At 71.8% G+C, this 21,292-nt stretch carries 21 protein-coding genes and 1 riboswitch; of the genes, 12 read left to right on the top strand and 9 right to left on the bottom strand.

The features are described 5' to 3' along the window. From AB0J64_RS34625 to AB0J64_RS34615, 3 genes are all read right to left on the bottom strand, one after another. The coding region (locus tag AB0J64_RS34625; protein ID WP_364036554.1) for an amino acid ABC transporter ATP-binding protein at nt 1–535 on the bottom strand (535 nt) is incomplete at its 3' end. Nucleotides 536–616: 81 nt separating this feature from the next. Next, nucleotides 617–1,444 carry a glutamate ABC transporter substrate-binding protein gene (locus AB0J64_RS34620; protein ID WP_364036551.1) on the bottom strand — a complete coding sequence of 276 codons (828 nt, stop codon included), beginning with the start codon at nt 1,442–1,444 and terminating at the stop codon, nt 617–619. Continuing rightward, nucleotides 1,441–2,127, bottom strand: a complete 687-nt coding sequence (locus tag AB0J64_RS34615; protein ID WP_364036547.1) for a response regulator — start codon at nt 2,125–2,127, stop codon at nt 1,441–1,443. Before AB0J64_RS34615 ends, AB0J64_RS34620 begins: the two co-directional genes overlap by 4 nt. Before the next feature lie 163 nt (nt 2,128–2,290). On the opposite strand from AB0J64_RS34615, the gene AB0J64_RS34610 reads away from it, so the two are divergent. The 4 genes from AB0J64_RS34610 (at nt 2,291) to AB0J64_RS34595 (ending at nt 7,130) form a co-directional block, all read left to right on the top strand. After that, on the top strand, nt 2,291–5,128 hold the full coding sequence (locus AB0J64_RS34610; protein WP_364036544.1) for a response regulator: 2,838 nt from the start codon (nt 2,291–2,293) through the stop codon (nt 5,126–5,128). 83 nt (nt 5,129–5,211) lie between these two features. Continuing rightward, nucleotides 5,212–5,922, top strand: coding sequence for a hypothetical protein (locus AB0J64_RS34605; RefSeq protein WP_364036541.1), 711 nt, complete (start codon nt 5,212–5,214; stop codon nt 5,920–5,922). Then, nucleotides 5,922–6,800, top strand: a complete 879-nt coding sequence (locus AB0J64_RS34600) for a hypothetical protein (protein ID WP_364036538.1) — start codon at nt 5,922–5,924, stop codon at nt 6,798–6,800. Before AB0J64_RS34605 ends, AB0J64_RS34600 begins: the two co-directional genes overlap by 1 nt. Before the next feature lie 21 nt (nt 6,801–6,821). Further along, nucleotides 6,822–7,130 carry a YbaB/EbfC family nucleoid-associated protein gene (locus AB0J64_RS34595; RefSeq protein ID WP_364036535.1) on the top strand — a complete coding sequence of 103 codons (309 nt, stop codon included), beginning with the start codon at nt 6,822–6,824 and terminating at the stop codon, nt 7,128–7,130. A 376-nt stretch (nt 7,131–7,506) separates the two neighbouring features. Here AB0J64_RS34595 and AB0J64_RS34590 read toward each other — a convergent pair whose 3' ends face one another. Further along, nucleotides 7,507–8,583: a DUF5685 family protein gene (locus AB0J64_RS34590; RefSeq protein ID WP_364036532.1), complete on the bottom strand. Its 1,077-nt coding sequence runs from the start codon at nt 8,581–8,583 to the stop codon at nt 7,507–7,509. Nucleotides 8,584–8,692: 109 nt separating this feature from the next. Here AB0J64_RS34590 and AB0J64_RS34585 point away from each other — a divergent pair, with 109 nt between their 5' ends. Genes AB0J64_RS34585 through AB0J64_RS34570 form a run of 4 tightly spaced genes read left to right on the top strand, consistent with a single transcriptional unit; the run spans nt 8,693 to nt 12,340 of the window. Then, the gene (locus AB0J64_RS34585; RefSeq protein WP_364036529.1) at nt 8,693–9,598 is read left to right on the top strand and encodes an ATP-binding cassette domain-containing protein; all 906 of its coding nucleotides are present in this window, start codon (nt 8,693–8,695) and stop codon (nt 9,596–9,598) included. Next, nucleotides 9,595–10,386, top strand: coding sequence for an ABC transporter permease (locus tag AB0J64_RS34580; RefSeq protein WP_364036526.1), 792 nt, complete (start codon nt 9,595–9,597; stop codon nt 10,384–10,386). Before AB0J64_RS34585 ends, AB0J64_RS34580 begins: the two co-directional genes overlap by 4 nt. 41 nt (nt 10,387–10,427) lie before the next feature. Then, entirely contained in the window at nt 10,428–11,705 is a 1,278-nt protein-coding gene (locus tag AB0J64_RS34575) for a histidine kinase (RefSeq protein WP_364036523.1), read from the top strand. Next, nucleotides 11,696–12,340: a response regulator transcription factor gene (locus AB0J64_RS34570; protein ID WP_364036520.1), complete on the top strand. Its 645-nt coding sequence runs from the start codon at nt 11,696–11,698 to the stop codon at nt 12,338–12,340. The genes AB0J64_RS34575 and AB0J64_RS34570 overlap by 10 nt, the downstream gene beginning before the upstream one ends. 22 nt (nt 12,341–12,362) lie before the next feature. Here AB0J64_RS34570 and AB0J64_RS34565 read toward each other — a convergent pair whose 3' ends face one another. Next, complete coding sequence (locus AB0J64_RS34565) at nt 12,363–13,061, bottom strand: sulfotransferase family protein (RefSeq protein ID WP_364036563.1); 699 nt, start codon at nt 13,059–13,061, stop codon at nt 12,363–12,365. A 142-nt stretch (nt 13,062–13,203) separates the two neighbouring features. Beyond that, nucleotides 13,204–13,974, bottom strand: a complete 771-nt coding sequence (locus AB0J64_RS34560) for a maleylpyruvate isomerase family mycothiol-dependent enzyme (protein ID WP_364036517.1) — start codon at nt 13,972–13,974, stop codon at nt 13,204–13,206. Between the two features lie 63 nt (nt 13,975–14,037). Here AB0J64_RS34560 and AB0J64_RS34555 point away from each other — a divergent pair, with 63 nt between their 5' ends. After that, a complete protein-coding gene (locus tag AB0J64_RS34555) occupies nt 14,038–15,024 on the top strand; it encodes a MerR family transcriptional regulator (RefSeq protein WP_364036514.1) in 987 nt (328 codons plus the stop codon). A 19-nt stretch (nt 15,025–15,043) separates the two neighbouring features. Here the strand turns inward: AB0J64_RS34555 and AB0J64_RS34550 are convergent, their stop codons facing one another. Further along, nucleotides 15,044–16,282: an MFS transporter gene (locus AB0J64_RS34550; protein ID WP_364036511.1), complete on the bottom strand. Its 1,239-nt coding sequence runs from the start codon at nt 16,280–16,282 to the stop codon at nt 15,044–15,046. A gap of 54 nt (nt 16,283–16,336) precedes the next feature. Between AB0J64_RS34550 and AB0J64_RS34545 the strand changes: the two genes are divergently transcribed. From AB0J64_RS34545 to AB0J64_RS34535, 3 genes are all read left to right on the top strand, one after another. Continuing rightward, nucleotides 16,337–17,266: a LysR substrate-binding domain-containing protein gene (locus AB0J64_RS34545; RefSeq protein ID WP_364036508.1), complete on the top strand. Its 930-nt coding sequence runs from the start codon at nt 16,337–16,339 to the stop codon at nt 17,264–17,266. A 53-nt stretch (nt 17,267–17,319) separates the two neighbouring features. Continuing rightward, a riboswitch (SAM riboswitch) is annotated at nt 17,320–17,419 on the top strand. A gap of 7 nt (nt 17,420–17,426) precedes the next feature. Further along, complete coding sequence (locus tag AB0J64_RS34540; RefSeq protein ID WP_364036505.1) at nt 17,427–18,056, top strand: GNAT family protein; 630 nt, start codon at nt 17,427–17,429, stop codon at nt 18,054–18,056. 23 nt (nt 18,057–18,079) lie between these two features. Next, nucleotides 18,080–18,943 carry an NUDIX domain-containing protein gene (locus AB0J64_RS34535; protein ID WP_364036502.1) on the top strand — a complete coding sequence of 288 codons (864 nt, stop codon included), beginning with the start codon at nt 18,080–18,082 and terminating at the stop codon, nt 18,941–18,943. A gap of 18 nt (nt 18,944–18,961) precedes the next feature. Here AB0J64_RS34535 and AB0J64_RS34530 read toward each other — a convergent pair whose 3' ends face one another. Both AB0J64_RS34530 and AB0J64_RS34525 read right to left on the bottom strand, forming a co-directional pair. Continuing rightward, nucleotides 18,962–20,479: an acyl-CoA synthetase gene (locus AB0J64_RS34530; RefSeq protein WP_364036499.1), complete on the bottom strand. Its 1,518-nt coding sequence runs from the start codon at nt 20,477–20,479 to the stop codon at nt 18,962–18,964. 55 nt (nt 20,480–20,534) lie between these two features. Then, a complete protein-coding gene (locus tag AB0J64_RS34525; RefSeq protein ID WP_364036496.1) occupies nt 20,535–21,290 on the bottom strand; it encodes an aminotransferase class IV in 756 nt (251 codons plus the stop codon). Nucleotides 21,291–21,292: the final 2 nt, after the last annotated feature.

The following is a 21,292-nucleotide window of genomic DNA, read 5'->3' as shown; positions in this document are numbered from 1 at the left end:
CGTTGACCATCTCCGGGTCGAGCGCCGAGGTGGGCTCGTCGAAGAGGATCGCCTTCGGGTCCATGGCCAGCGCGCGGGCGATGGCCACCCGCTGCTGCTGCCCGCCGGAGAGCTGGGCGGGGAACTTGGCCGCCTGACCGCCGATGCCGACCCGGTCGAGCAGCTCCTGGGCCTTGCGCTCGGCCTCCGCCTTCGGCCGCTTCAGCACGTGGACCTGCCCGAGGACGACGTTGTCCAGGACGGTCTTGTGCGCGAAGAGGTTGAACGACTGGAAGACCATGCCCACCTCGGCGCGGAGCTTGGCGAGCGCCCGCCCTTCAGCGGGCAGCGGCGTCCCGTCCAGGCTGATCGTGCCGGAGTCGATGGTCTCCAGCCGGTTGATCGCCCGGCACAGGGTCGACTTGCCCGCCCCGGACGGGCCGATGATCACCACGACCTCGCCCTGCTTGACGGTCAGGTTGACGTCCCTGAGCACGTGGTGGTCGCCGAAGCGCTTGTTGACCTGGTCCAGCACGATCAGGTCCGCGTGAGTCATGCGTCACGCTCCTTGTCTCGGTCAGCGTTGGCGTAACCGTAGGAGCCGCATGTGTCACCGAAAGGCTTATGCGCTTTCTGCTCAGCGATTGGCCGGGCGAGATTGATCAGGCGTCGCGCCGGAGACCCCGATGGTGTCCTTGAAGGCGCGGTCCCACTCCCCGTCGCGCAGCCAGCGGCCGATCAGCCCGTTGAGGTAGTCGCGGAAGACGGTGTCCTGTTTGCGCACGCCCATTCCGTACGGCTCGCGCCCGAACGGCTTGCGCGTCAGCCGGAACACGTCCGGATGCTGGTCCAGCAGGCCGAGCAGGATCGTGTCGTCGGTGCTGATCGCGTCCACCCGCCCGGCCACGAGCGCCGGCACGCACACGCTGTAGGCGTCCACGATCTCCAGGTTGGCGCCGGGCGCCAGGGCGCGCAGCCGGTCGCTGGAGGTGGAGCCCTTCGCCGTGCACACGCTCTTGCCCTCCAGGTCCGACACGTCCTCGATGGTGGTGTCGGCGATCCTGACCAGCAGGTCCTGCCCGGCGTAGTAGTACGGGTCCGTGAAGCTGACCAGCTGGGCGCGGGCCGGCGTGATCGAGTACGTGGCGATGACGACGTCCACCACGCCCTGGGCGATGAAGTTCTCCCGCTCGCGCGACACCGTCTCCACGAACCGGATGTTGCGCTCGCTGCCGGTGAGGTCCTTCGCGATGAGCCGGGCCACCTCCGCGTCGAAGCCGGTGATCCGCCCGCTGGCCGGGTCCTTGTAGCCGAACATCGGCTGGTCGAACTTGATGCCCACCGTGAGCGTCCCGCGCTCCCTGATGCGCCACATCGTGGAGCCCTCGGGGAAGGGGTTGTCCGCGCCGCAGCCCGTGGGCAGGAGGCAGAGCAGTGCGGCGAGCAGCACCCTGAGCGTGCTCACCGGACGCGGTACCGGTGCTGGGGGCGTCCGGTCGGCCCGTACTTGGGCCGCGCCTCGAGCAGCCCGCGTTCGGCGAGATGCTCCAGGTAGCGGCGGGCGGTGGCGCGGCTGACGCCGATCATCGCGGCCAGCTCGTGCGCCGAGGCGTCCTCCTCGACGGCGGACAGCGCGTCGAGCACCAGCTGCTCGGTCGCCGCCGAGATGCTCTTGGGCCGGGGGCCCTGGTCGAGGTGGAGCGAGCGGAAGATGCGGTCGATCTCCTGCTGCTCGACGAAGCGATCGCCCGCCTCGAGCTGCTCGGTCGTGGCCGCGTAGCGCAGCAACGTCTGCTCGAGCGTGCCCGCCCTGGTCGGCTTGACCAGGTAGTACAGGGCGCCGCGCTGGATGGCCGCGCGTACCGTGGCCGACTCCTTGCGTCCTGAGATGACGATGACGTCGGCGGGTGGCTGCTCGGGCCGGCGCAGCCGGTGCGCCACCTCGAGCCCCGGCATGTCCGGCAGGTGCAGGTCGAGCAGCACGAGCCGGGGCGCGAAGCGGCCCGCGGCGGCGAGCGCCGCCTGCCCGGTGTGCGCGATCCCCACCACCCTGAACCCGAGTACCCTGTTCACCTGCGCGTGCAGCGCCGCGGTGACGACCGGGTCGTCGTCCACGATGAGAACGGTGATGTCCCGGGCCTCAGGCATCGCCAGCTCCTCGTCCAGGTCCAGTTATTACAAATCAGAGTGAGCTTAAGCGGGTTTTGTTACAAAAGATCGAGTTTTGCGCCTTCTGCTCACGGAGACCCGCCGCTCGTCCCGTTTCCCTCCTACCCTGTACCCGAGCGGACAGGGGGAAGGACGGACGCCGGTGAGATGGCTGCTCGCGGTGACAGCCCTGTGGGTGGTGCTCGGCCTGCTGCCCCTGGCGCTGCTGACCTCCTCCAGCATCTCACTGTCGGAGCGGGCTGTCAGCGACGAGGTCACCGACCGGGTCAGGACGACCGCCTCGGTGAGCCGGGTCGTGGTGGAGCAGCAGATGGGCTCGCTCGAACAGCTCGTCACCGCGTTCGCGCAGCGGCAGAGCGTGCGTGACACCGTGGCGCACGCCACCGTCGGCGCCATGCGCGACCACCTCGGCGAGCTCAAGCAGATGCGCGACGGCGTCAGCGGGCTGATCCTCGTCTCGTCCGAAGGCCGCATGCTGGGCGCCGAGCCCAAGACCGTGCTGCCCCAGGACATCAGCGCCACCGACTGGTACCGCGCGGTGCGCGACCGGCGGGCGGCCAACGTGTCGCAGGCGTACACGCCCACGATGGTCGGGGTGTCCAGGGCCGTCGCGGTGGCCGCGCCGATCCTCAGCGCCGACGGCAAGCGCATGCTCGGCATCCTCGCCGTCGTCTACAGCCTCGACGCCATCCAGGACTTCGCCAAGGAGGCCGCCGAGGCACAGGACATCCGGCTGCTGATCACCGACCGGGCCGGCGTGCTCGTCGCCGACCCCGACAGGAAGCTGCTCGCGCTCACGTCCCTGCGCGAGGACCCGCGCGTGGACGCCGCGCTCGCCGGGCGCACCTGGAACGGCGAGTTCCACGGCATCGACGGCACCGTGCTGTCGGCCTCGGAGCCGATACCCGGCATCGGCTGGACGGTCACCGCCGAGGTGTCCGCCGCCGAGGCGCTGGCCTCGGCGCAGCAGCTCAGGGCGAACGTGATGACCGTCGCGGCGCTGCTGGCGCTGCTCATCCTCATCGGGCTGGGCCTGCAGATCCACACGACGCGCGGCCGTCGCAGGGCGCAGGTCACGCTGGCCAGGTACGCCTCCGAACTGGCCGCCGCCAGGGACGAGGCGGTCAGCGCCTCCAGCGCGAAGTCCGAGTTCCTGGCCAAGATCAGCCACGAGATCCGGACTCCGATCAACGGCGTGCTGGGCATGAACTCCCTGCTCATGGGCACCCGGCTGGACGACGAGCAGCGCCACTACGCCACCACCGCCGAGGAGTCGGCACAGAACGTGCTGCGCCTGCTCGACGACTTCCTCGACCTGTCCAGGATCGAGGCGGGCCACCTCCAGGTGGACGAGGTGCCGTTCGACCTGCCCAGGCTCTGCGACGAGGTGGTGGCGCCGTTCGCGCCGCACGCGTACGAGCAGGGGCTCTGGCTCACGCTGCGGCTCGACGACGACGTGCCGCGGCAGGTGTCGGGGGATCCGGCGCGGCTGCGCCAGATCCTCACGAACCTGGTGGGCAACGCGCTGAAGTTCACCGTTCAGGGCGGCGTCGACCTGCACGTCGCGCTCGACGAGGGCGCGCCGGGCGACCCGCGCGCGGTGCTCAGGTTCTCGGTCGCCGACACCGGGATCGGGGTCGGTCCCGACGACCGGGAGAAGGTGTTCGGCGTCTTCCGCCAGGTCGACTCGCCGATCACGCGCAGGACCGGCGGGAGCGGCCTGGGGCTGGCCATCGGCCGGCAGCTCACCGAGCTCATGGGCGGGGAGATCGGGCTGGACAGCGTGGAGGGCGTCGGCAGCCGCTTCTGGGTGCGGCTGCCGATGGACGTCCTGACCTGGCCCGGCCGGTCGTCCTCCGAGCCGTCGGTGGAGGCCCTGCAGGGGCGGCGCGTGCTCGTCGCCGACCCGCGGCCGGAGGACCGCGCGCTCGCCGTGCACTCGCTGGCGGGCGCGGGGCTCGAGGTGGAGGAGAGCAGGGACGGGGAGGCCACCCTCGCGCTGCTGCGTGCCGCCGTCGCGGAGGGGCGGCCGTACGAGCTGGCGGTCGTGGCCCTCGACCTCGGCGCCGATGCCGAGTCGATCGCGCACGTGGTCCTCACCGACCCGATGTTCCAGGCCACCAGCGTCATCGTGGTCGTCACGCCCGGACGCTCGGGCTTCGCCTGGCCGGGCGCCGCGGGGGAGCGGGCCGTGCAGTCGATCACCCGGCCGCTCAGCCGCCGCCGCCTGCTCGCCGCCGTGGAGAACGCCCTGGGCACCGCCGAGTGCCCCGGGGAGCCCCGCGAACGGGCGGAGATCGCGGCGCAGGGCGGCGCCCGGATCCTGGTCGCGGAGGACGACGAGGTCAGCCGCCAGGTGGCGATGCTCATGCTGCGGCAGGCCGGGCACGAGGTCGAGGTGGTGGACGACGGCGAGCAGGCCGTGCGCGCCGTGCTGGGCGGCGACTACGACCTGGTCTTCATGGACTGCCAGCTGCCCGTGCTCGACGGCCTGGCCGCCACCGAGGAGATCAGGCAGCGCGAGGAGACGCACACCCCGATCATCGCGATGACCGCGGCGGCGATGCCGGACGACCGGATCCGCTGCCTGGAGGCCGGGATGGACGACCACCTGGCCAAGCCCGTGGACTGGGCGCGGGTGCTGGCCAGGATCCCGGAGTGGGCGGCGTACGCCGGGCTTCCGCCCGAGCTGGCGGGCCTGTCGCCGGAGGCGCTCACGGACGTGGCGGAGGCGTATCTCGCCACCGCCACGCGGACGTTCGAGGGACTGCTCCAGGCGGCCCAGAACGGCGACACGGCGGAGGTGGCCGCGCTCGCGCACCGGCTCAAGGGGAGCTGCGCGACCGTCGGGGCCGTACGGGAGGCCGAGCTCTGCCAGCGTGTCGAGGATCTGGCGCGTACGGGGGCCGTCGAGCGGGAGCCGCTCGATGAACTGGGCGAACTTCTCAAAGCCACGCCCTCGTGGATGAACGTCCCGTAGCACTACATTAACCTCCGGGAAATTTGTCCGCGTTACTGTCTCATTGTTGAAGATCATGATCGTTTGTTGTGATTGGAGGGTTGATGGCTGATTCATCCGGTGAGCCCAGCCCTACGGCCACCCCAGGCCCCACGGCCACCGCGAGCCCGACGGGCACTCCGACGCCGACGGCTTCTCCGAGCCCGACGGCGACGAGCGGCCCCACTCCCACGCCTACGGAGTCCTCCAGCCCCACCGGCACTCCGACGCCGACGAGCCCTCCGGCCCCCAGCCCGACCCCGTCGGGCACCCCTTCGCCCACGTGGCCGGGCACCCCTTCGCCCACGTGGTCCGGCTCTCCCTCGCCCACGTGGTCCGTCTCCCCTTCGCCGTACCCGTACCCGTACCCCAGCCCGTCCCCGGAGCCGCAACCCACGCCCACCCCGGGCACCCCCGGCGGCCAGGTCCAGATCGACTGGGCGTCGATCCGTGGCCTGGCCAGGCTCTTCGACGACACCGGCGACGACGTTGTAGCGCTCCACCGCGGGTCCACCTCGCTGGCCGCCACCTCCGACCTGGTCGGCGGGGACGACGACGGGCGCGCGTTCGCCGAGTGGTACAGCGACGGCTACGACTCGCTCACCGACGCCATGAAGCGCATCGCCGACAGGAACTTCAGCTCCGCGGGGAACTTCCGTGACCTGGAGAAGCTCTGGACCTGGCTGGAGACGGAGATCGTCAACTCGCTGCCCAGCATCCCCGACGTCGGTGAGGCGCCGATCCCGCAGGCACCGCCGCTCAAGGAAGGCGCCTGATGTTCGACCCCTTCCAGGCACTGGCCTGGTTCGCCGACGTACACGTGCCCGTGGCCGACGTGAGCAACCTCCGGGCGCGGGCCAAGGCCCTGCGTGAATTCGCCGCGTCCATCGGGAAGATCGCCCACAACACCGACCTCGGTGTCGCCGAGGCGCGCAAGGCGAACGACAGCCGCTCCGTGGACCGTTTCGCGGACGTGTGGCCGATGGAGCTCGCCCCCCGCTACGCCGCGCTCCAGGAGGAGCTGCTGGACCTGGCGGCGGGCTGCGAGGAGTACGCCGACGCCGTGGAGGAGCACCGCGAACAGCTCAAGCGGATCGGCACGCTGCTCGCCGCCATGGCCTTCACGATGATGTTCGGTTTCATCTATCCGGCGGCCAGGATCGCGGCCGAGAGGGCGTTCAACTGGCTGGTGGCCAGGGCCAAGCTGGAGCGCACGCTCTTCCAGAAGATCACCAAGATGATCCTGGAGATGCGGATGGGCAAGCGCCGCGTCGGCAACTACCTCGTCCGGGAGGGGCTCGACGCGCTCGCGGACTCCGTCGTGTGGACCGCGCTCAAGACCGGCGTGCACGCGGGCAGCTCCGCGGCCACCGGGCAGCCGATGGGCAACCTCTGGGAGTACGCGGGCAAGCACTTCGTCGCCGAGATGGCCTACAACGGCGGCATCAAGTCGCTGAGCGACGTGCGCAAGTTCTTCCCCGCCACGAAGGTCACCGACACGTTGCTCGGCTCGGGCCCGGCGGGCAAGTTCTTCCGCCGCACCCTGTCGGCCGCCACCATCTACCCCCTCGTCACGAGTGGCTCGCTGACGGAACAGGGCGCGCTCCGCTCGGCGCTGGCGCACGCGCCCAGGGCGTTCATCTTCAAGCGCTGATCGAGTGAGTAAGGAACAGCCATGACGACACCTCATACCGGTGACCCGGAAATCGATCGCGCTCTGGCCGAGATGGCAGCGCAGACGGCTCGCTTCGAGGAGGTGAGCCGCCGGCTGGAGGAGACCAGGGGGCGCGGGCAGAGCGCCGGCGGCCAGGTCGTCGTCGAGCTCAGGCACACCGGCTCGCTGGCCGCGCTGCACATCGACCCCCGCGCGCTGCGCCTGGGATCGCAGGCGCTGGCGGACGCCATCGTCGAGGCGTTCCGGCTGGCGGAGGAGGACGTGACCGGCCAGTCGTACGACCTGGCCAGGACCATGTTCGACACCTGACCTGCCCCATCTGACCCCGTCGGGCGGGCGCTCGGTCGGCGCGGTATGCGGTGGATGGGAAGCTTGGAGCCGTGCGTGTGATGCTGCTGGGCCCGTTCGAGGTGCGTGACGACGAGGACAGGCCGGTCGAGATCTCCGGCTCCAGGCTGTGCGCGCTGGTGGCCAGGCTGGCGCTGGAGCCGGGGCGCGTCGTGCCGTTCGACGCGCTCACCGCCGCCATCTGGGACGAGCACCCGCCCGCCCGCAGCGCCAACGCCCTGCAGTCGCTCGTCTCCCGCACCCGTGCCGAGGTGCTGCTCAGGAGCGGCGCCCTGGAAGAGGCGCGGCGCTCACCCGGGATGCGGCGATCCGCGCCGTCCGACTTTAGCATTCGGGGTCAGCTGCACGAGCAGTCGCAGCAGTCACAGGAATCGCAGCAGTCACAACAGTCGCAGCAGCCGGAGCAGTCAGGGCAGTCGCAGCAGTCCAGATCGCGGAGGAAGCAGGGCTTGTCGCCGCGATGGCGGCCGTCTTCGCTGCTCCACCCCCTGGGCCGCCACAGGCCGCAGGTCACCAGCGTCGCGACGGCGGCCGCCGGCATGCCGGCCCGGCCGGGACGTACGTGCGGCCCCCGGAACGCCCGCTCCACCGCCCGGCGCACCTCGGTGCCGAGGAGCGCGTCCACCAGGTGGCGCTCCTCCAGGTCCACCTCCCGCAGGGCCAGGGCGAGGCCCTGCGCGGCGTCGTCGCACAGCCGCCGCACCTCCCGCTCCGTGGTGCCCGTCGCCGTGAGCGGGTTGAACGCGCCCCGCTCGGCGTCCGCGGCCCGGTCCTCCACGGCGTCCAGCAGATGCGCGATCCGGCCGAAGAACCTGCCCGCCTCGGCCAGCGCGGCGGCGTTGCCCGGCCGCCCGGCGAGGACCGCCGTGTGCGCGAACGCCGCCGCCACCGCCTCCTCCGTGGGCGCGGTCAGCTCCAGCACGCCCACACGGGACGTGACGCCGCGTTCCAGGTCGAGCTGCCGGTCCACGGTCGCCGTCAGCACGGCCGTGGAGAACCCGACCTCGGCCCCGAGCCGCGCCCCGGCCGCCTCCCATCGCGCCGCCAGGAGCCGCCGGACCGGAGCCGTGCCGAAGGCGGCGTCGCCGTCGGCCACGTGGTCGCGGAGCTTGCCCGCACCCAGCACCAGCGAGACCGCCGCCGCCAGCCGCGCCCCGGACGCCCGCGCGTCCACCACCTCGGCGCCGCGGAACCCGCGCAGCGCGCACGGCCCGGCCATCCGGCGGGGTGCGGCCGACGGGAGCTGGGCCTCGGTGAGCACCGAGATGATCAGCGTGTCGTAGTTGGTGGCCAGCCGCGCCGCGTGCCCCTGTCCGTCACGCAACGTCAGGCACAGACCGCACAAATGGGCTCGCCACGCCGCACGCAACGACGGGCACCCGTGCTCACCGCAGGGACGAATAATGCCGAACACGGTCGAAATCGTACGGGTCCCTGCCCGTCCCTCTTACGGTTTCCCGCCATTGAAGTCGGCGGCCCGCCCCCATACCGACCAGGCCGGCCGCCACCTAGCGTGAGCCGGTGTGATCAGTCTGAAAGGTTTGAGCAAGCGGTACGGCGACCGCCTCGCGGTGGACGACCTGTCGCTGGAGCTGAGGCCGGGCACGGTGACCGGGTTCCTCGGCCCGAACGGAGCGGGCAAGTCGACGACGATGCGCCTGATACTCGGCCTCGACCGCCCCACCTCCGGCACCGCGCTGATCCGGGGCGTGCCGTACCACCGGATCAGGAACCCGCTGCGCACGGTCGGCGCGCTCCTCGACGCCCGCGCGCTCCATCCGGGCCGCAGCGTCCGCGCGCACCTGGCGGCGCTGGCCCGGAGCAACGGCATCCCCCGGCGGCGCGTGAGCGAGGTGCTGGAGACGGTCGGCATGGCGGGGGCCGCGCGCAAGCGGGCGGGGGCGCTGTCGCTCGGCATGAGCCAGCGGCTCGGGATCGCGGCGGCGCTGCTGGGGGACCCCGAGGTGCTGATGTTCGACGAGCCGGTCAACGGCCTGGACCCGGACGGGGTGCGCTGGGTGCGCGGGCTCATGCGGTCGCTGGCCGGAGAGGGCAGGACGGTGTTCGTCTCCAGCCACCTCATGACCGAGATGCAGCTCACCGCCGACCACCTCGTCGTGATCGGCAAGGGCCGTCTCATCGCGGACGCGTCCCTCTCCGAGGTCATCGCGGGCAGCTCCCTGACGTCCGTGCTCGTCCGCACCCCGCACGCCGGAGATCTCGCGGTACGGCTGCGCGCCGCCGGGATCGCAGTGCAGCGGTACGGCGAGAACGAGCTCGAGGCCACCGGCGCCGCCCTCGAAACGGTCGGCGATCTGGCGCACGAGGCCGGCATCCGGCTGCACGAGCTGCGGACCAGGGAGGCCTCGCTCGAACAGGCCTATCAGGAGCTGACGGCGGGAAGCGTCGAGTACGGGGCGGGATCATGAGGACGTTGTGGCAGGCGATCGGGGCCGAGTGGGCGAAGCTGTGGTCGGTCAGGTCCACGTGGTGGTGCCTGGCCTGCGCGGCGGCGCTCATGGTGCTGACGGCGCTCATGCTGGGCGGCGCGGCCGCCACCGACGCCCTGCGTGAAGGCCGGACCGGGGTGCGGGTGACGGCGAGCGAGCCGGTGGTGTCGGCGACCTCGTTCGTCCAGTTCGCGCTGGTCGCGGCGGCGATGCTGGCGATCACCTCGGAGTACTCGTCCGGGACCGTCCGGGTGACGCTGCAGGCCACGCCCGTCCGAGGGGTGGTGCTCGCGGCGAAGGCGCTGGTGGTGGCGCCGGTGATGATGGTGGCGGGAGTGCTGTCGGGAGCCGTGGCGACGGCGGCCGTCCACATCGCGCTCTCCGGCGACCTGTTCGGCGGGCTCGTCGTGCTGCCGATCGGCGAGGTCGTCACCGACCTGCTCGGAGTGGGGGTGTTCTTCGCGCTGGTGTCGGTGATGACGATCGGCGTCGGCGCCGCGATGCGCAGTGCGGCGGGCACGCTGACCGTGGTGTTCATGCTGCTCATGGGCCTGCCGCTGATGCTGCTGACGACCGGGAGCCAGGTGGCGCTGGACGCCTCCATGCGGATGCCGATGTTCGCCGGGCTCGCCTTCATGAGGAGCACGGAGAACCTGACCGGCGGGCCGATCCCGTACTCGGCGGGGGAGGGCCTGGCCTGGCTGCTGGCCTGGACGATGGCGGCCGTGGCGGCCGGCTACGCGGTCCTGCGCCGCCGCGACGCGTAGTGCGGCGCGCGCATCGAGCAGGCCGCCTAGACTTCACGCCCGTGTCAGGTAGCAGGGTCGCCCGGGTGCTGGCCGGAGTCGCGATGGGGATGGCTCTCGGCCTCGTCGAGCTGGCCTTCCTGTGTGTGGCGTGGATCGGCCGGCTGCTCCCCGCCGCCCGCCCGGTCGTCGAGGCCGCGCGCAGGAAGCTGATGGCGGCCGAGCGGGCCAGACTGTCGAGGTGGCTCGGGAACGAGGCGACGCGCCAGGACGGCGGCTACGGCTTCCTCATCGCGCGCGCCGCACTCGGCGTCCTGAGCGGGTACGGGTGCGCGGCGGGGCTGTTCGTCGGCGGGCTGCTGCTGTTCGGCGGGCTGTGGGACCTCGCGTGGGGCCGGATGGAGCCGGTGCCCGTGAACCTGCCCGGCGTGAAGATCGTCACCACCAGCGGGGTGCTCGGCCTGACCGGCGGCGCCGTGCTCCTCGCCCTGGTCGCCCTCATGGCCCTGGCCGTCGGCTCGCTCGAACGGCGGCTGGCCGACCGCTTCCTCGGCCCCGGCAGCCACGAGCTGATGCGCAGGCGGATCGCCGAGCTGACCGCCACCCGTTCCGGCATCGTCAAAGCCGTCGACGACGAGCGGCGCAGGATCGAACGCGACCTCCACGACGGCGTGCAGCAGCGCGGTGTCGCGCTCGCCATGCTGCTCGGCCGCGCCCGGCACAACTCCGACGCGGAGCTGACCGCCGGGCTGATCACCCAGGCGTACACCGAGTCGCGCCGGCTCCTCGACGAACTGCGCAGCGTGGCCTGGCGCATCTACCCGACCGCGCTCGACGAGCTGGGGCTGCGCGCCGCGCTCGCGGGCGTCGCGGAGCGGTCGAGCGTGCCGGTGACCGTGCACTACGGGCTGGCCGAGCGGCCCGTGTCCGAGGTCGAGACCGCGCTCTACTTCGTCGCCCGCGAGGCGATCACCAACGCGATCAAGCACGCAGGGGCGCGTGACATCCTGGTCGTGCTGACGGAGGACGAGCGGGTGGTGGGCGTGGCGGTCTCAGACGACGGCGAGGGCGGGGCCGACCCCTCGGGCGGCGGGTTGTCGGGGCTGGCCCGGCGCGTCCTGGCGCTCGACGGGGAGTTCACCGTGCACAGTCCGCGGGGCGGCCCCACCAAGATCACCGCCACGCTCCCGAAGATCCAGCCCGGCGGCTCCCCCGAGGCGACGTCCAGGGCGGCTTCTGCGGCGGTGCCCGGAGTGGCTGCGGCGGCCTCCCGGGCGGCCTCCGGCACGGCGGAGCCGCGGACCGACACCTTCGGGGCGGAGGCGGGCTCGTGCGGGTGATCCTGGCCGACGACTCCGTGCTGCTGCGCGAAGGGCTCACCCGCCTGCTCGACGACGCGGGCCACGAGGTCGTCGAGGCCGTCGGCGACGCTCCCGCGCTGCTCGCCGCCGTCGAGCGCCACCGCCCCGAGGTGGCCGTGATCGACGTACGCATGCCGCCCGGCCACAAGGACGACGGCCTCCGGGCGGCCCTGGAGATCCGCGAACGCCATCCCGGAGTGGGCGTGCTCGTCCTGTCCCAGTACGTCGAGCAGCACTACGCGGCCAGGCTCCTGGCCGGCTCCACGCGCGGCCTCGGCTACCTGCTCAAGGACCGGGTCTCGGAGGTGGCCGACTTCCTCGACTCGCTCGAACGCGTACGCGCGGGCGGCACCGCGTTCGATCCCGAGGTGGTGCGGCAACTCCTGGCCCGCACCACCCACGCCGATCCACTGAGCAGCCTGAGCCCGCGCGAGGGCGAGGTGCTGCGCCACCTCGCCCAGGGCTTCGTGAACGCGGCCATCGCCGACCGCCTCCACGTCTCCCTCAGCACGGTCGAGAAGCACGTCAACGCCATCATGGAGAAGCTCGACCTGCCCCGCGACCCTGACTACAGCCGCCGCGTCCTGGCGATCCTCCGCTACCTGGACACCTGAGCGGCCGCGCGGTGCGGGACTCTCACTCCCGCCGGGTGAACGGCGACTCGATGGTGCCCTCGCTGACCAGCCGTTCCATCGTCTGGCGGATCGCCTTCGCGTCGTTCAGGTGCGGGAACGGCTCCCCGTCAGGGACGTCCACACCCAGGAACCGGCAGAGCGGCTCCCACCCTTCGCGCACGTCGAACACCAGCAGCCGCTCAGCGGGCAGGCTCTCCTTGACGGTGGCCACGTGCCGCTCGAACGCCGCCACCGCCACCTCTTCGTCGGGCAGTCCCCCCCTGAGGCCGCCTTCCTGACCGAACACGGACCGGCTGATCAGGCTCATCACCGGATTCAGCCGCTCCATCCCACCGAACACGGCCGCCGCCGCCTCCGGCATGTCCTCCGGGAGGTGCCGCATCGGGCCGTTGGCGACGAGCGCCTGCATGCTCACGTACCAGGCGTGCGGGTCTCGTACGGTCAGGATGACCTTCGCCTCCGGGTACGCCTTCGCCTGCTCCCGCCAGAAGAAGGACGCGGGCCAGTCCTGCGTGGAGCGGAAGCCGTCGAAGACCTCCTCCCAGTCCACCGGCCCGCCGGTGGCCAGGGGCAGCCACCGCTCGACGCGGTCGGGGTTGGTGAGGATGTCGAACATGTGGTGGCACGGACCGAACCCGAGTCGTTCCAGTGCCGCTTTCATCGAAGTGGTTCCGGTACGCGGGAATCCCGCGCCGATCACCGTTAACACTGTCTGCCTCCATGGGGTGTTTGGCTGGCATCTCCGATGCTGACCCGCGACGGCGGTCCCCGCAATCGCCGCTCCCGTCGTCATGGGGCGACTCCCGGTGAGACCCTGGGCCCGGCCGGCCGCGACCGCGCAGCTAGATCGCCATGTGGGCCAGCCAGTGCTCCAGCAGCGCGCGGTCGCCGGTTACCGTCACCCGGTCGTTGTCCAGGGCGAGTCGGCGGTTGCACACCAGCATGACGTACGCGACGGCCCCCGACAGGACCACGTCGCCCTCCACCGGCCCCTCCTCCCACCGCATCCCCTCGGGCGTCCTGACGATCACCCACCCGTCCGCCGGCCCGTCCGCCCGATGGGGCCGCAGTCCGAGCCGCTCACCGTTGCCGCGCAGCTGGACCAGCTCCGGCTTGAGCGCCTCCGCGCCGGGGGACGCCAGCATCTCCAGACCCTCGACGATCACATTGGCCGCGAGATCGTCGGCGATCTCGAACCCGCCGCCCGTCGTGACCGCCGCGTCGTAATGGTGGACGGCGGTGTCGTTCAGCATCCTGCGCAGCCAGAACGCCGCCGGCCGCGGCCCCAGGAACGTCCAGACCTCGGTGTCCGCGCCGACCTCCTGGACGGCGCCGATCAGCTCATCGGCGCCGTCGCGCAGCCACTCCGCCCATTTGTCCGGAGCGCCGGGAGCGGCCTGCCACGGGTCCGGCACGGGCTGCGGCTCGCCCTTGCGCAGCACCTCGGTCGCGTACCGATGGGCCTGCCCGATGTGCCCCACGAGCGTGCGCAACGGCCATTCCGGACAGGTCGGCACCTGCGTGTCCGGGTCCACTCCGGCGGCCGCGCGGGCGAATCCCGCGGTCTGCTCGCGCAGCCCCTCGGCCAGCCGCGCGGTGTCCAGTGTCGCCATGACGAATCTCCTCTCGATCTCGTACGCCGGTACCGTAGAAACTCCAGTCCAGTGGAGGTTCAAGTGCCTGAGACGGATCCGCAGCGAAGCGAGGACATCCGTCTCAGGGTGCCGAGCGGAGCTCGGCCGAAGACGCTGCACGACGAGACGCTCGGGATCGGGGATCTGGCGGCGCTGACCGGCGTACCGGTGCGGACCATCCGCTTCTACTGCGACGAGGGCATCATCGAGTCGGTGCGCAGCGTGGGCGGGCACCGCAGGTTCGGCCGGGCGGCCGTGGAGCGGCTCGGCCTGGTCAGGCGGCTGCGCGGGCTCGGGCTCGGCCTGCCTGCCATCACCGCCGTGCTCAACGGCGAGCGCTCCATGGCCGAGGCCGTCGCGGCCGAGCGGGCGGCGCTCGACGTACGGCTCGCGGACCTGGCCTGGCGGCGTGCCTTGCTGCGGGCGGTCGAGGAGGCGAGCCCTGCCGAGCGGGGCGCCCGGCTGGACCTGCTGGCCGCCGTGGAGGACGGATGCGCGGCCCGCGACGCGCTGATCGACTTCTGGCGGCGCACGATGGTGGCGCCGGTCGCGGAGGAGATGTTCACCGGGTTCGTCGCCATGGCCGTGCCCCAGCCGCCCGTCGATCCGACGCCGTCGCAGGTGGTCGCGTACGCCGAGCTGGTCACCCTGGTCGCCGACCGGTCCCTGCTGCGCGGCCTGCTGGCCAGGGGGCGGGTCAACGTCGAGCTGATCGCCGACGAGAACGAGCTGATGTACGGGATCGCCGAGGCGTGCGGCATGGTCGAGCCCATGGTGCGGGCGGGTGAGCCGCCCCGGTCGGGCCCGGAGCTCGATCGGTTCGTGGCGGCGCACGCCTCGGTGCGGGGGAGGGGCGACACCCCGGAGTTCCGGCGTGAACTGCTGGCGAACGTGGCGCCCGACCGGGATCAGCGGATGCGGCGGTACTGGCGGCTCGTGGGAGAGGTCAGCGGTGCGGCGGCCACGCTGGGCTCGACGCATCTGTGGCTGACCGACTCGCTCGAACGCTGGCTCCGTACCGACCGCTGACCTCGCCAGGCTCCTCTGCTCATCGGTGGCACGTCTCCGTCACCGGGTCAGGAGCGCTCATCCGGGTGGATGAGCGGCGGCGGACGAGCACGGCGACGATCGCCAGCAGCAGCCAGACCGACGTCAGCGCGATGAGCCAGGTCCAGCCCGCGTGCCCGTACACGATGCTGCCCACCGTGCCGCCCGCGCCGCTGCCCAGGTAGTAGCAGAGGGTGTAGACGCCGGCGGCGCGGCCGCGGGCGTGCGGGGCGGCCTCGGCGGTGACCCAGGCGTTCGCGATGGCGTGCGCGGCGAAGAACCCGGCGGTCAGCACGGCGAAGCCGGCCGCCAGGAGGGGGAGCGACGTGGAGAGGGTGAGCACCGAGCCTGCCACCGTCACGAGCAGCGCCGCGACCAGCGCCTTGGAACGACCGAGACGGCCCGCCACGCGTCCGGCGGCGGCCGAGGAGGCGGTGCCCATGGCGTAGGAGAGGAAGACGAGGGAGGCGGCCGCGGGGGTGAGGGAGAGGGGAGGGGCGGTCAGGCGGAACCCGGCGGCGTTGTAGAGCGCGACGAACGCCCCCATGGCCAGCGCGCCCACGGCGAAGGGCGCGACCAGCCCGGCTCCCAGCCGCTTTCCCGCGTCCTTCTGACCAGCCACGCCTTCAGCAGTGTGCTCAGCCATGGGGTCGCCGGCCTGGGGAAGCGTCCGTGCCGCGTACAGGGCGCACAGGCCGGACACTCCCGCCACCGTCAGCAACGCGCCGTGCCACCCCATCGGCCCGGCGGCGAACCCCGCGCCGAGCCGCCCCAGCATCCCGCCGACCGAGTTGCCCGCGATCATCGCTCCCACCGCGCCGGCGAGGCGCACCGTACCGACCACGTCGGCCAGGTACGCCGCCGCGACCCCGGCGAACCCCGCGATCGCCACGCCCTGAACCGCCCGCATCACCAGCAGCACCGGGAAGGACGGCGCCAGCGGCAGCAGCAGCCCGATCGCGGCGGAGAGCACCACGGACCAGAGGATCACCCGCCGCCGCCCCACCAGCCCGGCCAGCCAGGCCAACGGGAGGACCGCCACGGCCAGCGACCCCGTCGCCACTCCGATGGCCAGCGAGGCGCTGCCCGGATCCAGCCTGAACGCCGCGGCGAGCTGCGGGAGCACGGGCTGCGGCGCGTACAGGAGCGCGAAGGACGACACGCCGGCCGCAGCCACAGCGGCACTGACCCGCCGCGTGTCGGGAACCGGAGGAGCGTCGATGACCACCACGTTTGCCACGCTAAGCCAGGCTAATAAATACGTCTAATACGCGAATAGGCGATAATTCATACCGTGACGGATGAATCGGATGATGAGCTGGCCGCGCGCCTGGCCCCTGCCCTGGCCATCCTGGCCGCCGTGGGCGAGACGGGACACGTGACGCGCGCCGCCGAACTCCTCGGCATCCCCCAGCCCACGGCCAGCCGCCGCCTCGCCGCCCTGGCGGACCTGATCGGCGCCCCGCTCGTGATCCCCTCGGGCCGCGGCATCCGCCTCACCAGGGCGGGCCGCACCCTGGCCGCCGCCTCCACCCGCGCGCTGACCACGATGGCCGCCGCCGCCCGCGAGGTCCGTGAGGAGATCGACCCGGCCACCGGCCGCGTCGTCCTGGGCTTCCTCCACCTCCTGGGCCGCGCGCTCGTGCCGTCCCTCATCCGCGGCTTCCGCGAGCGCCACCCGGGCGTCCGCTTCAGCCTGGTCCAGGGCTCGCGCCAGGACATGCTCGAAGCGCTCCGCGAGGGCGCGATCGACCTGGTGTTCGCCGCCCCCATGCCCCTGGACGACCCCGAGCTGGCCGGCACCCCGCTCGCCGACCAGGAGCTGGTGCTGTCCGTACCGCCGTCCCACCGCTTCGCTCACCGGGCGCGGGTACGGGCGGCCGAACTGGTAGGGGAGGAGCTGGTGACGTTGGAGCACGGGTACGGGCTGCGCCAGATCACCGATGACTTGTGCGCGGCGGCGGGGTTCGAGCCGAGGATCGCGTTCGAGGGACAGGAGTCGGAGACCGTACGGGGGCTCGTGGCGGCGGGCCTCGGCGTGGCGATCCTTCCTCGCTCGGAGTCCGCCTCGGGGGTGGTGGAGATACCGCTGTCTCCGCCGGTGTTCAGGACGATCGGGGTGAGCTGGTCGAAGGAGGCGCGGCTGACGCCGGCCGTGCGTGCCTTCAGGGATCACGCACGCGCGGGAACCACCGACCTCGGCCCCGGCTTCCGCCCCGCGTAACCCTCCGGCGGATTGACGGTGCCCCGCCTGTTCAGGCATGATCCTGACTCGTTGATTCATCAAGAGGATCCGAGGGACCTGGCCCTGTGACGGTCCGGCAACCTCCCCGGCGGGGCTCCGCGGGAAAGGTGCCAATGCCAGGAACGATGAGGGAGAGCTGATGAGCGTACGCCTTGATGTTCCTGTCCTTGCCGGTGATCTGGTGCGGTTGGAGCCGCTGGCGATGCGACACGCGCCGGATCTCGCGGAGGCGGTCGAGGAGGATCGGTCGTCCTACGATTTCACGTTGGTGCCTCGCGCTCACGAGATACCGGACTACCTGGCGGCCCAACTCGCCCGCGACGGGCTGACCCCGTTCGCACAGGTTCGGCTCACCGACGGCAAGGCGGTGGGATGCACCGGGCTGTGGGATCCACGCAGGTGGCCGGGCCGGCCCGGCCTGCGGGCGATCGAGATCGGCTTCACCTGGCTGGCCGCCTCGGCGCAGGGCACCGGGATCAACGCCGAGGCGAAGCTGTTGCTGCTGTCGTATGCGTTCGACGTGCTCGGCGTTGCCCGCGTCGACCTGAAGACCGACGCCCGCAACCACCGCTGCCGCCGGGCCCTGGAGCGACTCGGCATCCCCTTCGAGGGCGTGCTGCGCGCCTGGTCCATGTCGTGGGCGCGCGGCGAGGAGGGCAAGGTCCGTGACTCGGCCATGTTCGCCGTGGTCGCCACCGAATGGCCTGCCGTCGAACCGGTGCTGCAAGCCCGCGTCACCGCCGCGAGCTCCCGTGCATCGGCCCTCTGAAAAGCTTCGGAAAGCTGGTGACCATGACACATGATGGCGACGCGGGGGTGCCGGGGTCGTTGGCGAGGGTGCTCGCGGACGTGACGGCCGAACGGGCGGCTCAGGACGCGAGGTGGGGCATGCAGATCCTGCCGGACGGGACCGGGGACGAGGGGACGGTGGCCGAGTCCGACCGGGCCAGGCACGAGACGGAGGCGGCGGCCGCGGGCGGGGTGCTCACGTGGAGGCACATCCTGGCGGAGGAGGTGATGGAGGCGTTCGCGGAGACGGACCCCGAACGGTTGCGAGCCGAGCTGATCCAGGTGGCCGCCGTCGCGGTCAAGTGGACCCAGGCCCTCGACCGCCGGCCACCTTCAGGCCCGTCAGCAGTGGAGAGCGACTCCGGCCGCGCAACACCGCCAGAGCGCTTCCGGGCCATCGTCGACGTGCACGTGCTCCTCCTCCGCGACATCCACGACGAGTCCCGCGACAGTGTCCACGGTGAGACTCACAGCAGGACTCATGTGCTGCTCGCCAGGCGCAAAGGCACCGGCTACGGGGACGGTCTGTGGCACCTGCCCTCCGGTCACCTCGAGGCGGGAGAGTCGGTGACCGAGGCGGCAGTGCGCGAGGCCGGGGAGGAGCTGGGCGTGGTGATCGACCCGGCCGACCTCACGTTCGCCCACGTCATGCACCGCGCCCCGGAACGCGTCGGCCTCTTCTTCGCCACCCGCAAGTGGACCGGTGACCCCTACAACGCCGAACCGGACAAGTGCTCCGAACTCGCGTGGTGGCCCGTGGACGCCCTGCCTCGCGGCGAGATGATCGGCTATCCGGCAGCCGCCATCGCGAACGTCCTGGATGGAGCCCCCTTCGCCCTGTACGAATGGTCTCCAGATCGTTCATGATCCGATAGGGAAGGCACTCTAGAACGCGTCGCGCAGCTCCCGCTTGAGCACCTTGCCCGAGGCGTTCTTGGGCAGCGCGTCCACGAACACCACCCGCTTGGGCGTCTTGAAGGCCGCCAGCCGCTCACGCAGGAACGCGATCAGCTCGTCCTCGCTCACCCCCGCCCCCTCGCGCAGGACCACCGCCGCCGTCACCGCCTCGATCCACCTGTCGTCCGGCACCCCGAACACCGCCGCCTCCGCCACCGCCGGATGCTCGTAGAGGGCCTCCTCCACCTCGCGGCTCGCCACGTTCTCGCCGCCCGACTTGATCATGTCCTTCTTCCTGTCCACCACGGACAGGTAGCCGTCGGCGTCCATGACGCCCAGGTCGCCGCTGTGGAACCAGCCGCCCCTGAACGCCTCCGCGGTCTTGTCCGGGTCGTTCCAGTAGCCGAGCATGGCGTGCGGGCTGCGGTGGACGATCTCGCCGACCACGCCGGGCGCCACGGGCCTGTCCTGGTCGTCGACGATCCGGGTCTCGACGTTCAGCGCGGGCCTGCCGGCCGAGCCGAGCCGGGTGAGCTGCTCCTCCGGGCCGAGGATCGTGGCGACCGGGGCCATCTCGGTCTGGCCGTAGAAGTTGAACAGGCGGACGTCCGGCAGGCGGGTGGCGATCTCCTTCAGCACCTCCACGGGCATGATCGAGGCGCCGTAGTAGCCCTTGCGCAGGGACGACAGGTCGCGGCGGTCGAAGTCGGGGTGGCGCAGCAGGCTGATCCAGACGGTGGGCGGGCAGAAGAGCTTGGTGGCCCGCTCGCCCTCGATCGTGGCCAGGATCGCCGCGGGGCTCGCGCCGGGCAGGATGAGGTTGGTGGCGCCGAGGTAGATGCCGGGCGTCAGGAAGCAGTGCAGCTGGGCGCAGTGATAGAGGGGCAGGGCGTGCACCTCGACGTCGTGGTGGCTCATCTCGCCGTCCACGACGCACGTGACGTACTGGCCGATCAGGCTGCGGCTCGACAGCGTGGCGCCCTTGGGGCGTGACTCGGTGCCGCTGGTGTACATGAGCTGGATCGGGTCGTCGTCGGCGATCTCCACCTGCGGCTCCGACGCGTCGCCGTAGGACATCCACTCCTCGAACGGCTCCCAGCCGTCCGCCGACCCGATCACGCCGCGCACCCCGACCTCGGGGCCCACGGCCCCCTCGGCCACCGGGACGAGCGCCTCCTCCACCAGCATCCCGGTCGCTCCGGAATGCTCCAGGATGTACGCGACCTCCGCCGAGCCGAGCATGAAGTTGATCGGCACGGAGATCGCGCCCAGCCGCGCCAGCGCGAAGTACGCCACCACGAACGCGTGGTTGTTGTGGCTGAGGACGGCGAACCGGTCGCCCTTGGCGACGCCGCGTGCGGCCAGCGCGTTGGCCGTGCGGTTCACCGCGAGGTCGAGGTCGGCGTAGCTCTGGCGCAGGCCGCCGTACACGATGGCGGTCTTGGCCGGGTAGCGGGCGGCGGAACGACGGAGGAGATCACCGAGGGCGTGCCGGCGAGTCGTCATGCGGGGTTTTCCTTTGATCGCAGAACGATTTCGGCGATCGTACCCCGCAAACAGCTCAATCCAGAGGATCTCCCGCAATGCGGTCATAGTGGTCGTGCAGCCGGCCCATCAGCGCGTCGTCCTGGGGCAGCGGCACGTCGTCCACCCGGCCGACCGGCCACACACCCCAGGAGTTGCAGAGGAAGACCTGGTCGAATCCCGGCAGGTCGGCGACCTTGACCGGCCGCCGCTCCTGCGGGACGTCCATCCGCTCCAGCAGCCGCATCGTGATGCCGTGCAGCATCGGCGCGTCCGGCCAGATCAGGCGGCCGCCGGCGAACGCGCCCAGGTTGGTGATCGAGCCCTCGCTGATCAGGCCGTCCTCGGTGGTGAGCAGCGCCTCGTCGAAGCCCTCACGCGCGACCAGCCGCCCGACGTGGGCCTGCAGCATGCCCGACGCCTGCTTGATGTGCGGCAGATAGCGCTGGTAGGGGACCGGCTTCACGCTCTGCGGGCCGCTGGGCGCCTCGTGAGGCGGGGCGGCGGTCGCGATCACGTGCGGCCGGTCGGTCTCGACGACGTACACGCGCACACTCGCGTCCCGTACGTCGTCGCCGAGCACGGCCCTGACGGAGCCGAGCACGGCGGCCCGGTCGAGCGGGACGCCGAACAGCTCCGCGCTGGCCGCCTCCAGCCGTTCGAAGTGCAGCTCGAGCCCCCGCACCCGGCGATCCCTGACCTGCATGGCGGTGAAGTGGCCGTAGCGCGCGTGGAGCATGAAGTGCGCGTCGGCGTCCACCAGCCTGCCCTCGATGGCAGCGCGTCCCGTCACGC

Origin of the sequence: Nonomuraea sp. NPDC049695 (assembly GCF_040674955.1) — a bacterium.
Classification (GTDB): domain Bacteria; phylum Actinomycetota; class Actinomycetes; order Streptosporangiales; family Streptosporangiaceae; genus Nonomuraea; species Nonomuraea helvata.
Note: the sequence above shows the minus strand (reverse complement) of the source record. Positions and strands in the feature narration are given on the sequence as shown.

What these genes read in the sequence shown, in the direction of transcription:
- AB0J64_RS34580 (WP_364036526.1), top strand. Translation starts at nt 9,595, where the DNA reads ATGAGGACGTTGTGGCAGGCGATCGGGGCCGAGTGGGCGAAGCTGTGG.
- AB0J64_RS34600 (WP_364036538.1), top strand. Translation starts at nt 5,922, where the DNA reads ATGTTCGACCCCTTCCAGGCACTGGCCTGGTTCGCCGACGTACACGTG.
- AB0J64_RS34615 (WP_364036547.1), bottom strand. Translation starts at nt 2,127, where the DNA reads ATGCCTGAGGCCCGGGACATCACCGTTCTCATCGTGGACGACGACCCG.
- AB0J64_RS34605 (WP_364036541.1), top strand. Translation starts at nt 5,212, where the DNA reads ATGGCTGATTCATCCGGTGAGCCCAGCCCTACGGCCACCCCAGGCCCC.
- AB0J64_RS34560 (WP_364036517.1), bottom strand. Translation starts at nt 13,974, where the DNA reads ATGGCGACACTGGACACCGCGCGGCTGGCCGAGGGGCTGCGCGAGCAG.
- AB0J64_RS34535 (WP_364036502.1), top strand. Translation starts at nt 18,080, where the DNA reads ATGACACATGATGGCGACGCGGGGGTGCCGGGGTCGTTGGCGAGGGTG.
- AB0J64_RS34540 (WP_364036505.1), top strand. Translation starts at nt 17,427, where the DNA reads ATGAGCGTACGCCTTGATGTTCCTGTCCTTGCCGGTGATCTGGTGCGG.
- AB0J64_RS34530 (WP_364036499.1), bottom strand. Translation starts at nt 20,479, where the DNA reads ATGACGACTCGCCGGCACGCCCTCGGTGATCTCCTCCGTCGTTCCGCC.
- AB0J64_RS34595 (WP_364036535.1), top strand. Translation starts at nt 6,822, where the DNA reads ATGACGACACCTCATACCGGTGACCCGGAAATCGATCGCGCTCTGGCC.